The organism is Parasporobacterium paucivorans DSM 15970, from assembly GCF_900141895.1.
Lineage (GTDB): Bacteria > Bacillota > Clostridia > Lachnospirales > Lachnospiraceae > Parasporobacterium > Parasporobacterium paucivorans.
This window is the reverse complement of the sequence record NZ_FQYT01000007.1, coordinates 26,139-38,255: the sequence shown is the minus strand read 5'-3', so window position 1 is coordinate 38,255 and position 12,117 is coordinate 26,139. Positions and strand designations below refer to the sequence as shown.

Genomic DNA, 12,117 nt, shown 5'->3' with positions numbered 1-12,117 from the left:
ATCGTCGTTCTAACTAATTTTACCACACTTAGAGTCTCGTATTTATCTATATTTGCAATTAATTGATTGAATATTCGGAATAATAGAAGCTTTACTTTTTCAAAAGAGCTTTCTCTTCCTGAAATACCGCAGAGCCAGAATGACTACCACGACGGATATCAGTATAACCATTGGATACCCGAACTTCCAGGATAACTCCGGCATGGATTCGAAATTCATCCCATACCAGCCGGCTATAAGGGTCAGCGGCAGGAATATGGCGGCCACGACCGTGAATATTTCCATTACGGAATTCAGGTTATTATCCATCTGGGCATGGTAGGCTTCCTTCACATGAGAACAATATTCCTGCAGCATCTGCACGTCATAGCTCAGCCTCTTCACCCGATTTGTAAATATCCTGAAATATCGAAGCTTCTCCTCTTCAAACAGGTCGTTTTCGTTTTCCTGAAGCGTTTCTCCCAGAATAATGAGCTGGTCGTAAAAATCATGCAATATCAGCAGGTGCTTCCTGATGTCTGTGATGTCGATAGGAAATTCTTTATTGATTTCCCGATTGCTTATATTCTCCTCCAGCTGCCTGATTTTTTCCTCCAAATCTTCCAGGATATCATAGTCTTCCGAAATCAGACGTTCCAGAAAAGCAGAAATCATCTTCTCCAGAGTCAGCATGCGCTTGTTTACGTGTTCCAGTGCCTCCCTGAATTTTGCGCCTACGCTTTCATCTTCGTCCTTTATGATTACGACAATGAAAAGATTTTTCTTGATATATAGGGCAATTTTGTCCTGCAGATTCAGATAGTTCCGGGCATCTATCCCGTTAATGATTCCAAAATGATAATCGTCGTATACGTCAATGGTTCCATGGATCCGTCTCTCATTCTTTTTGCACTGGATTACAGTGGCTTCCGAAAAACCAAACTTCACGAACTCGGACTCCAATTCAGCCAGGGTTATAACTCCTGCCGTGATTATATTTTCATTTATTTCCCCCTGGGAAATGGTAGTGATTTTCTCACCCATCTGATAGTAAATCATTCTCGCCTCCATACCATATAATTCTGGCAATTTCTCCTTTGTAATGATAGAATAAATTATAAAAAAACCGAAAGGGGACTGCCCAATGAACATCATAACTATTAAGGAAACCTACAAAGACAAGGATATCTCCATCACGGCCTGCAGACAGGGATCAAACCTGGTGGTTTCGTTAAGCGGAGGAGACCTCCCCCACATTGGAAGTGTTGCACTTTCCCAGCCCCGTCCGTCGCTGGCAGATCCATCCATGCTCAGTGCGACATCCTCCATCCTTTCTGTCGTTGGACATAAGGAAGGCAGCGTTGCCGAATCAGCAGCCAATCGGCTTGCCAGTTCACTGAATACAATCGTAGCCGTAGCTTGCGGAATACATTATGACAATGGCAAACCGGAGGATTTCCCGGCTATCCTGTCCATTGTGGACCGTCTGGTGGCACAGCTGATAGATGAACTGCAGAAAAGCACCGATTAAATTGGAAGGATGCCGCTTACACAGCGGCATTTCTTTAATTCTGGATAAATTCTATCAAAACTCCTGAATTATCCCGGACAAACATGACATGGTCCGTCCCCATCGTTACTTCATGGGCAATATCCACCCCATTCTCCAGAAATTTCTTCTTTAATGCCTTCATGTCCTCCACCCTGAACGCGATGTGTTTTGTCCCGATTGTCTGGATATCGGAATTCGGGGCCAGCCTTTCCTGGGGAATAGGCTTTCTATCATCGTGCTCGAACAGCTCGATTTCGAAGTCTCCATTTTTGATAAATACAATCCTGGATTTCAGCGGCTGAATGTATTCATCGCTGACTACCCGGAATCCCAGATTTTTCCCATACCATGAAATCGCTCCATCCATATCCCCCACGCTGATGCCGGCATGCAGTGCTTTTAATTTTCCTTCCATAACAATGATTATCCCCTTTCATTCCTGCTTATTATATGCTTGATTACTTTAGGAGCCGCAATCAGGAACCAGACCGCATATTCATCCGGATTTTCCATCATATCCGCCATAAGAACCTGCAGATCCACCCACTTCACTTCTTCGATTTCTTCCGGGTTTATGGCCAGCTCTCCATTATATTCCCCCAGAAAGACATGATCATACTCGTATTCATGCATGACATCGGAAAACCTGGCATAATAAACAAAATCGAAGATTTCCTCCACCTCGCAGTCCACTCCGATTTCTTCCATCATTCTGATGCGGACAGACTCCATCAGGCTTACTCCTGACCTCGGGTGGGAACAGCATGCGTTGGCCCACAATCCGCCTGAATGATACTTATTCCGTTGGCGTCTCTGTATGAGCATCTTATCTCCGTCCATCAAAAAAACCGAAAATGCTCTGTGCAGCACCCCATCCTTGTGTATGCCGGCCTTATCCCCGCATCCTGTTTCATTATCCAGCAAATCAACCGTTATCAATCCATCTGTCATTTTCCGCATACCTCCGAAACCTCAGTTTTCAATCTTCCTTATTATAGCATAACCCGAATCTTATGGCATCCCTTATGTCGATAGTGTATAATACTTCTATTAACCACCATCGCACATCGCAAAAGGAGAAAAAACATGAAAAAGAGATACTGGTTATCCGCGATTATCGTCCTCATTTTAGCGGCGGCCGCTTATTATGTGGTTCTTCCGCCTATGAACATACGGAGTACCGCCACCTGGGGATTTGTAATCTTTTTTGTGGCTGTTTATGCCGCCATCAATATCCTCTGGGCAGTGACTGTCCACGAAAACCCGCAGAAATTCAGAAGACTGATCATTGGCGTGATCATTGCCATCGCCATTTTTATCGCCGCAAACATCATAAGCGGAGCATTCTTCCATTCCGAAACCTATTCTTCCCAGGTTGCCCTGAAGCAGGGAGTTTTTCAAGAGGACTTCCCGGAGGAGGAAAACATCTCCAATATCGCACTGATGGACACCCAATCCGCCATCATTATCGGCAACCGTACCCTGGGAACCCTCTCTGACCTCGTTTCCCAGTTCAAAGTTTCCGATAACTACACGCAGATCAATTACAAGGGCAGCCCGATGAAAGTGTCGCCACTGAACTATGTGGGATTCATTAAATATCTGAAGAATGACGGCATTCCCGGTTATGTGCTGGTCGATCCCGTTAAGAATACGGCCGAATTCGTCCGCCTGGATAAAAAAATCCAGTACAGCCCCTCCGCTTATTTCTTCAAGAACCTGGACCGCAAGCTGCGTCTTTCCCACCCTACGGATATATTCGGAGAAAAGCATTTCGAGATTGATGACGAGGGCAACCCCTACTGGATCTGCTCCGTACTTAAGCCCAAGGCAGGACTTTTCGGAGCCGTGAACATAGAAACTGTCATCATCATGGATGCCGTCACAGGTGAAAGCACGAAATACGATGTGGACAAGGCTCCCACCTGGATTGATTATGTTTTCTCCGGGGAAAAGATTTCCCAGCTGTACAACTGGTATGGCGCATATCAGTCAGGCTACTGGAACTCCATCTTCGGCCAGGAAGGCTGCACCGCGACCACAGATAACTTCGGATATAAGACCATTGGTGATGATGTCTATGTATTTACAGGCATAACATCCCTCACGGCACAGGATGAGTCCAACGTAGGCTTCATAATGGTAAACTCCAGGACGGGAGACTTCACCTACTACCCGGTCTCCGGTGCGGAGGAATACAGTGCCATGTCCGCAGCAGAGGGCGAAGTACAGCAGTATAAATATACCGCGTCCTTCCCTTCCGTCATCAACGTGAACGGACAGGCCACCTACCTGATGGTACTGAAAGACGACAACAGCATCGTCAAGTTATACGCCATGGTAAATATGGAGAATTATAATGTTGTGGCCACAGGAAAAACCCAGGATGCGACCTTGTCCGAATACAAAAAGCTTTTGGCCAGATCCGTTCCGGGAGAAGAAATCAAGGAAGACGACATCACGACCGCCCAGATCATCATAACGGACATCCAGTTCATAGTGAACGACGGAGAGACCTTCTGCTACATAAAAGACGAAAACAAAAATGTCTACAGGACAGTCTTTACGGAAAATCTGATTCTTCTGAATGTAGGGGATACCGCGAATATCCAGTATCTGAAAGCGGAAGATATAACGGAATTGATATCCATCGATAAATAGGCATAATAAAGGACGGGATGAAAATCCCGTCCTTTTTTTAGTGGATAAAGGAAAAATAAAGAATAACTGCAATTCCCAGTACGATCCTGTACCATCCAAAAACCTTAAAATCATGCTTTTTGATATAGCCCATAAGAAAACGTATAACGAATAGGGATACCAGAAATGCCACAATCATTCCAGTCAGAAGTATCGCCATTTCCATGCCTGTGAAATTCAATCCAAAACCGAGGAGTTTGATCAGACTTGCCCCGAACATTACCGGAACCGCCAGAAAGAATGTGTACTCTGCCGCTACGCTTCTGGAAACGCCGATGAGAATGGCCCCCAGGATGGTAGCCCCCGAGCGGCTTGTGCCGGGGAATACTGCTGCAACCAACTGAAATACCCCTATAATCAGTGCAGCCTGAAAGGTGATCTGGGAAAGGCTTTTTATTCGGACAGCTGCATGCCTGTTCCGGTTTTCTATCACTATAAATGCCACGCCAAACACGATAAGGGCCAGGGCAATCACCCAGTAATTATAGAACAGTTCCTCGATCTTATCCCCCAGGATTATGGCAACCAGTGCCGCCGGCACACAGGATACCAGTATCTTCAGCCACATGATGAGAGTTTCCTGTTTGATGAAGAATTTTTCTTTGATTGAAAAGGGCCACAACTTTTTCCAGAAAATAACCACAACCGCAAGTATGGCTCCCAGCTGGATCACTACTTCAAACATGCTCCAGAATTCCTTGCTTACATTCAGGTCTATAAATTCTTTCAGAAGGATCAGGTGTCCTGTACTGCTTATGGGAAGCCACTCCGTGATGCCTTCCACTATACCGAATAATGCCGCCTTTAATATCTCTGTCATGATGTTCTCCCTTTACCTCAAATGGCGCGGTTTATCTGTCAATTTCCATAATGATCGGAATGATCATAGGACTTCTTTTCATTTCTTTCCAGAGGAATTCTCCCAGGTCATCTTTCACCGTCGTCTTGATTTTGCTCCAGTCGGTTATTTTCTTGTCTTCGCATTTGTCCAGACTTTTGGCTGCAACTTTTTTGATTTTCTCCAGCAGGTCTCCGGATTCCCGTATGTATACAAAACCTCTGGTAACAATGTCCGGTCCTGTGATGATCCGATTGCTTGATTTCTCGATTCCTATGGTTACGACAATCAATCCGTTTTCAGCGAGGTTCTGTCTGTCCCGGATGACAATATTTCCAACATCGCCTACACCGAGACCGTCAACGAATATTCCTCCGGATTTGGCCTGTGCTGTGACGGCTCCTTTTTTCTCGGATAATTCCAGTACATTGCCGGAATTCAGCATGAATATATGGTCTGAATCCATTCCCATCGATTCAGCCAGCTCTTTCTGGGCCATTCGGAAACTGTATTCTCCGTGAATCGGAATGGAGTACCTCGGACGAAGCAGGGAATAGATCAGCTTGATTTCTTCCTGGCAGGCATGTCCGGATACATGAGTATCCTGATAAATGATTTTTGCACCTTTCATCGTCAGTCCGTTTACGACCTTTGAAACAGCCTTTTCATTCCCCGGAATCGGAGTGGAACTGAATACAATGTGATCGCCTGGTTTGATGGAGATAGTCTTGTGGGTGGAATCCGCCATTCTGGAAAGACCTGCCATAGCTTCTCCCTGACTTCCGGTTGTTACGATTACGAGTTTTTCATCCGAATAATTCTTCATCTGATCTGGTTCAATCAAGGTATTTTCCGGGATTTTTATATAACCGAGCTCTGTTGCCACGCGGATTACATTGATCATGCTTCTCCCCTGAACAACTACTTTCCGGTCAAATTCATGCGCTGTGTTAATAATCTGCTGGACCCTGTCCACATTGGAGGCAAAGGTAGCCACAATCATCCTGTTTGTGGTATTATCCGCAAAAAGGTGTTTAAAGGTTCTTGCCACCAGTTTTTCTGAGACTGTGAAGCCTGGTCTTTTTGCATTCGTGCTGTCGCACATTACGGCCAGTACGCCCTTTTTCCCCAGCTCGCCCAACCTTGGAAGATCAATGGCATCCCCAAACAGCGGGGTATAGTCGATTTTGAAATCTCCCGTATGCAGAATAATTCCTGCCGGAGAATATATGGCCAGTGCCGAAGCATCAGCTATGCTGTGATTCGTCTTTATAAACTCAACACGAAAAGCCCCCTGGGTAATGGTCTGCCCATGTTTTACGGTTTTCCTTTTTGTTTCTCTCAGCAGCCTGTGCTCCTTCAGCTTCAGTTCGATCAGGCCCTGGGTCAGCTGCGTTGCATATATAGGCACGTTCAGTTCTTTCAGCACATAAGGCAATGCCCCGATGTGATCCTCATGGCCATGGGTGATGAAAATTCCTTTAACTTTTTCTTTGTTTTCAATGAGATAAGAAATGTCAGGTATTACCAGATCGATTCCCAGCATCTCATCTTCCGGGAAAGAAGCCCCGCAATCCACCAGAATAATACTGTCTTCGTATTCAAAGGCAGTGATGTTCATTCCGATTTTTTCCAATCCTCCAAGTGGGATTATTTTTACTTTCTTTTCATTTAATTCGTTTTTCTTCATTCATTCTCCTAATAAAAACAAGAGGAATTCCATTAGAATTCCCTTGCATTTGTCTTCTGGTTTATTTTGTTAATCGTTCAATTCAGACCTGCATTTCTTTTCACTGGGCAATATTATTCTTCCATAATACTGTCCTTTAAAAGCCTAAGCAATGGATTTTCCATAGCTGCAGATTAATTCAAATTTCCGGACATACAATCCCTTGTATGATAACACCATTTGCATATGTTTGTCAAACGTTAATGCAGATAAACAAACCGGGTGCCCTGTATTTATCAGGACACCCGGTTCTTTTACTCTTCGGCCTCAGTGTGCACTACAAGCACAGGACATGTCGCTTCCGAAATCACCCTTTGCGTAACAGACCCTACAAAGAAACGTTTGATCCTTGAGAAGCCTCTGTTGCCCATGACAATCATGTCAAATTTCTCGTCTTCTGCTGCCCGCAGGATTTCTTCGTAAGCCCTTCCGGTCAGCACTTCCCTCTCTACGTAAAGGCCTCCGAAATCCGTTTCATTGATGATGGAATTAAGCAAAATATCAGCATCTTCCCCCATCTGCTTGACAATCGCCACGTAGACCTCTCCAGTGGCCGCAGCCAGAGCGTGGAAATCAACTACTGTTATAAGTTTTATAGATCCATTATCCTTCTTTGCAATCTTAATGGCTTCCGCCACTGCATTTTTGGATGCAAGCGAGCCATCCACAGGTACAAGAATTTTCATTGGATTCCCTCCATGCGACGCATTTATTTAAACATTATCTTGCTCATTCTGTCGATTTCCTTGGTTACAGCATCATATACACCTGGATAGACGCTTTCAGGTCCGCCCATGGTTGTGCCTGGAATGAAGAACTCCGTGCCGGTTTCGCGGCATACTTTTTCAACTACTTCTGCAATCTTTTCCGGTGTCCAATCCGCTCTGTCCACAATTCCATTATCAATTCCGCCCATGAAGGTAATCTGTCCTTTATACTTTTTGATCAGTTCAGGAATGTTGTTCGTTGACATGGCACCCTGCCATATGTCCATTCCCATCTCAATCATATAAGGAACCAAGTTTGCACCATAGGAATCGGAGTGATGAATGATGATACATCCCTGCTCTTTGAAATATCCGTAAACCTTTTTGTAAGCAGGAAGCAGGAATTCTTCAAACATTTCAGGGGATATAAAAGAGGATATCTGGCTGCCCCAGTCATCATGATGGAATAAAGCATCCGGCTGGATGTGCTTCATCATTTCTTTTCCATGTGAGATTTCCCAGTCAGCCAGGAAATCGATCAGCTCATGCATGGCTTCCGGCTCTTCATAGAAACTGATCAGCGCTTCCTGCATTCCCATCAGATAGTGTACTTTTTCGAAAATTCCAGGAGCAATAAATCCGGTTACAAAATATTCCTTCCTGTCGATTTTTGCTACTTCTGCTTTGGTCTCAGCCCATTCTTCATCAGAAAAAACCACTCTGGGGGCTTTTACGGTTTCTTTCCATTTGGTTATGTCTTTGAGTACAGTCAGCTCCTCGCTGTGCATTGGGAATGGTCCCGGCGCGCCAAGGGGAAAGTCCACTTTAACTCCCCAGCCATTTATATCTGTGTCGCCAGGTTTCATGGTAAATGGCATGCCACCGATTGCTTTCATTATCGGGTCAACAATGAGCACATAAGGTTCGTATGAGTTCACGTACCTGTCAGGATGACCTCCCCGGATGGTTTCCAATAAATTTTCTCTCTTTGTTAACATAAAATTTCTCCTTTCAAATCAGCATTTTACATTGACGCAGTCCAAAAACCATGCATTGTACCAAAAATTCCAATATTGTATATTAATTATAGTTTGTTTCTTCCAAAAACACAAATAAAAAAGTGGAAGCCCGAAAGCTTCCACTCAGTATTGTTATACTGCAGCCTGAACGACTTCTTCCGGCTGTACTTCTGTTACTTTTTCCGGTTCCGGAGCCTGATCTTCCGGCCTTGCCCGCAGTACCAGATTCAATATTATGGCAGTAATACTTCCAATAGCAATTGGTGCCTGGAAGAAGTAGCTGAGAACGCCTGGCATAGCTCCTACCATTGCCGCTGGAAGAAGCCCAACACCAATTGTCATCATAACGGAAATGCCTACAATCAGATTATTACGTTCTGTTGACGGATATTTCTTGATACTGGTTATTCCGCTCATGAATACGGATATTGCCACGATTCCATATACACCCCAGATAACAGAACTAGGTACGACTGCAATCAGATATAACAGTTTAGGGCAGAAAGCCATGACAACCGCAATGACACCAGCTCCGAATGCAGCGTAGCGGCTAAACACCTTGGTAAGAACAAGTACGCCTGTATTCGATGCGTAGCTGGTGATTGGAAGTCCACCGAAAAACGAACCTATTAAAACTCCGATTCCTTCACCAACAACACCTCGGTCCATTCGTTTTTCATCTACTTTTTCTCCACTCAATTCAGTGAGTGTGAACCAGGTTCCAACAGATTCAATCATTACAACAATCATAATTACACAGAAAACAATTATAGAAGCAATATCAAATTTTGGCGCTCCGTAAGGAAGTACTTTTGGAAGGGCAAACCAGGCGGCTTCTTTAACCGGCTCAAGATTTACCTGACCAAAGAATGAAGCAATCACAGTACCAATTACAATAGCATAGATAATACCGCCGATGCTGAGAATTTTCGCAAAACGGTTTTTCATGTGACCGAGTCTCATAAATATCAAAAGCAATACAAAGGTTATTCCGGCAAGGAAAAAGTTGACATTTGCATTGCCGGGAAGATTTACGACGGAACTAAAAGTAACCGGTATAAGGGAAATGCCTACTACGATGATTACGGTACCCGCAATCAGACCCGGTATGAAGATTCTTACAAATTTACTGAAAATTCGCAATGCGCCCAGAAGAATAATAAATATGGAAGATACTATAACGGCGCCGACAAGTGTTTGCCATCCCCCTCCCATTACAACGGCCACAATTGCACCGAGTGCAGCAAACGAAACACCCTGAATTACCTGCATTTTCAAAAAGAAGCCTGACTGAATCAATGTAGCAATACCACAAGCCAGGAAGGTCATTCCAATAAAAGCAGCCGACTGCTGAACGTTCATTTGGAAAATGCCGATGAGTACGATGGGACCTAAGAAAAGATTGCAGGCGAGTACTGACTGGAAACCATAAAACAGTGACTGTTTTACAGAAAGTTTTTCCCCCGATTTGACTCTGATTTCCATAAATTTTTCTCCTTTTTTATTATATCATTTTTAAAACATAACCTTACTCATTCTGTCGATTTCCTTGGTTACAGCATCATATACACCTGGATAGACGCTGTCCGGTCCGCCCATGGTCGTTCCTGGAATGAAGAACTTCGTGCCATTTTCGCGGCAGACATTTTCGACTACTTCAGCAATCTTTTCCGGTGTCCAGTCTACTCTGTCCACAATTCCATTATCAATTCCGCCCATGAATGTAATCTGGCCGCCGTACTTTTTGATCAGTTCAGGGATGTTGTTTGTAGACATAGTCCCCTGCCATATATCCATTCCCATTTCAATCATGAATGGGACAAGGTTGGCCCCGTAGGAATCTGAATGGTGGATGATGATACAGCCCTGCTCTTTAAAATATCCGTAAACCTTTTTGTAAGCAGGAAGCAGGAATTCTTCAAACATTTCAGGGGATATAAAAGAGGATATCTGGCTGCCCCAGTCGTCATGATGGAATAAAGCATCCGGCTGGATGTGCTTCATCATTTCTTTTCCATGTGAGATTTCCCAGTCAGCCAGGAAATCAATCAGCTCATGCATGGCTTCCGGCTCTTCATAGAAACTGATCAGCGCTTCCTGCATTCCCATCAGATAGTGTACTTTTTCGAAAATTCCAGGAGCAATAAATCCGGTTACAAAATATTCATTCCTGTCGATTTTTGCTACCTCTGCCTTGGTCTCAGCCCAGTCTTCATCTGAATAAACCACTTTGGGAGCTTTTACCATTTCTTTCCATTTGGTTATGTCTTTGAGTACAGTCAGCTCCTCGCTGTGCATTGGGAAAGGTCCCGGCGCGCCAAGGGGAAAATCCACTTTAACTCCCCAGCCATTTATATCCGTATCGCCAGGTTTCATGGTAAATGGCATGCCACCGATTGCTTTCATTATCGGGTCAACGATGAGCACATAAGGTTCGTATGAGTTCACGTACCTGTCAGGATGACCTCCCCGGATGGTTTCCAATAAATTTTCTCTCTTTGTTAACATAAAATTTCTCCTTTCGTATCTGCATTCTACATTCATACAGTCTAAAAATGATTCATTGTACTAAAAAATTTAATAATTTATACCAATTATAGTTTATTTCTTCCAAAAACACAAATAGACAAAAAGGATATACATATCCACTTTTTGTTATAGTTCCTGCTTGATTTATCAGGTATTGTGGTACAATGTATAAAAAAAAGAGGTGACAAGACATGCGCTATGAAGGAACCGTCTACCGTCCTCCCAGTGAGGCGGCAAGCCTGATTATCCAGCTGACAATCGGCTGTGCAAGAAACACCTGCCGTTTCTGCTATATGTATAAAAGCAAAAATTTCCGGATTCGCCCCTTTGAAGAAATCCTGGAGGATCTTGAAGCAGCAAGAAAGAGGTATCCCCGGGGGATCCGCAGAATATTTCTGGCAGACGGAGACGCGCTGATTGTCAAAACAGAAACCCTTCTTAAGCTCCTGGAGAGAATCCGGGAACTGTTTCCGGAGGTTGAAAGAGTTTCTGCCTACGGGGCGCCAGGGGACATTCTGGACAAAAGTGTACAGGAGCTGGCCCGGCTGAGAGAAGCCGGACTCACCCTGATCTACATGGGAATAGAATCCGGAAACGATGAGGTTCTCGCCCGGATGGAAAAAGGCGTTACCTCCCGGGAAATCATCCAGGCCGGGCTCCGGCTGAAGGAAGCACGGATGCAGTCCTCCGTAACGCTTATATCCGGGCTCGGCGACAGAGATCTGCTTGCCCCCCATGCACTGGATTCTGCCCGGGTCATCAGCGTCATCAAGCCGGAATATGTATCCTTCCTGACTCTAATGGCAGATCCGCAGTCCCCGCTGTTTGAAGATATATCCTCCGGCCGCTTTGAGCTGCCAGGACCGGAAGAAGTCATCCGGGAAATGCGGCTATTTCTTGAAAACACAGATAGCGAGGGCACAGTTTTCAGGGCAAATCATGCTTCCAACTATATCAATCTGGCGGGAAGCCTGAACAGGGATACCCCCAGGATGCTGGCTGAGCTCGATGAAGCCGCGCGGAATGGCGCATTCAAACCGGAGGAATGGAGGGGGTTGTAATCA

Annotated in this window: 12 protein-coding genes; 3 read left to right on the top strand and 9 right to left on the bottom strand. The window is 44.7% G+C overall.

Features of this window, described 5'->3' with window-relative positions; all coding sequences use genetic code 11:
• Positions 1-99: 99 nt before the first annotated feature.
• Positions 100-1,038, bottom strand: a complete 939-nt coding sequence (locus BUA79_RS04225; RefSeq protein WP_178138527.1) for a magnesium transporter CorA family protein — start codon at positions 1,036-1,038, stop codon at positions 100-102.
• An 85-nt stretch (positions 1,039-1,123) separates the two neighbouring features.
• On the opposite strand from BUA79_RS04225, the gene lpdD reads away from it, so the two are divergent.
• A complete protein-coding gene (gene lpdD, locus BUA79_RS04220; RefSeq protein WP_073993118.1) occupies positions 1,124-1,510 on the top strand; it encodes a prenylated flavin chaperone LpdD in 387 nt (128 codons plus the stop codon).
• Positions 1,511-1,544: 34 nt separating this feature from the next.
• Here the strand turns inward: lpdD and BUA79_RS04215 are convergent, their stop codons facing one another.
• Positions 1,545-1,946, bottom strand: coding sequence for a VOC family protein (locus BUA79_RS04215; protein ID WP_073993117.1), 402 nt, complete (start codon positions 1,944-1,946; stop codon positions 1,545-1,547).
• An 8-nt stretch (positions 1,947-1,954) separates the two neighbouring features.
• A complete protein-coding gene (idi, locus tag BUA79_RS04210) occupies positions 1,955-2,482 on the bottom strand; it encodes an isopentenyl-diphosphate Delta-isomerase (RefSeq protein WP_073993116.1) in 528 nt (175 codons plus the stop codon).
• 135 nt (positions 2,483-2,617) lie between these two features.
• Here idi and BUA79_RS04205 point away from each other — a divergent pair, with 135 nt between their 5' ends.
• Positions 2,618-4,192 (top strand): hypothetical protein, encoded by a 1,575-nt coding sequence (locus BUA79_RS04205; RefSeq protein WP_073993115.1) that lies wholly within the window; start codon positions 2,618-2,620, stop codon positions 4,190-4,192.
• A gap of 37 nt (positions 4,193-4,229) precedes the next feature.
• Here the strand turns inward: BUA79_RS04205 and BUA79_RS04200 are convergent, their stop codons facing one another.
• From BUA79_RS04200 to BUA79_RS04175, 6 genes are all read right to left on the bottom strand, one after another.
• Positions 4,230-5,051, bottom strand: coding sequence for an undecaprenyl-diphosphate phosphatase (locus BUA79_RS04200; RefSeq protein WP_073993114.1), 822 nt, complete (start codon positions 5,049-5,051; stop codon positions 4,230-4,232).
• A 31-nt stretch (positions 5,052-5,082) separates the two neighbouring features.
• The gene (locus BUA79_RS04195; RefSeq protein ID WP_073993113.1) at positions 5,083-6,759 is read right to left on the bottom strand and encodes a ribonuclease J; all 1,677 of its coding nucleotides are present in this window, start codon (positions 6,757-6,759) and stop codon (positions 5,083-5,085) included.
• A 293-nt stretch (positions 6,760-7,052) separates the two neighbouring features.
• A complete protein-coding gene (locus tag BUA79_RS04190; RefSeq protein ID WP_073993112.1) occupies positions 7,053-7,484 on the bottom strand; it encodes a universal stress protein in 432 nt (143 codons plus the stop codon).
• Between the two features lie 23 nt (positions 7,485-7,507).
• Positions 7,508-8,503 carry a uroporphyrinogen decarboxylase family protein gene (locus BUA79_RS04185; RefSeq protein ID WP_073993111.1) on the bottom strand — a complete coding sequence of 332 codons (996 nt, stop codon included), beginning with the start codon at positions 8,501-8,503 and terminating at the stop codon, positions 7,508-7,510.
• Positions 8,504-8,656: 153 nt separating this feature from the next.
• Positions 8,657-10,009 carry a uracil-xanthine permease family protein gene (locus tag BUA79_RS04180; RefSeq protein WP_073993110.1) on the bottom strand — a complete coding sequence of 451 codons (1,353 nt, stop codon included), beginning with the start codon at positions 10,007-10,009 and terminating at the stop codon, positions 8,657-8,659.
• Between the two features lie 30 nt (positions 10,010-10,039).
• Positions 10,040-11,032: a uroporphyrinogen decarboxylase family protein gene (locus BUA79_RS04175; RefSeq protein WP_073993109.1), complete on the bottom strand. Its 993-nt coding sequence runs from the start codon at positions 11,030-11,032 to the stop codon at positions 10,040-10,042.
• Between the two features lie 212 nt (positions 11,033-11,244).
• Between BUA79_RS04175 and BUA79_RS04170 the strand changes: the two genes are divergently transcribed.
• Entirely contained in the window at positions 11,245-12,114 is an 870-nt protein-coding gene (locus BUA79_RS04170; protein WP_073993108.1) for a B12-binding domain-containing radical SAM protein, read from the top strand.
• Positions 12,115-12,117 lie beyond the last annotated feature (3 nt).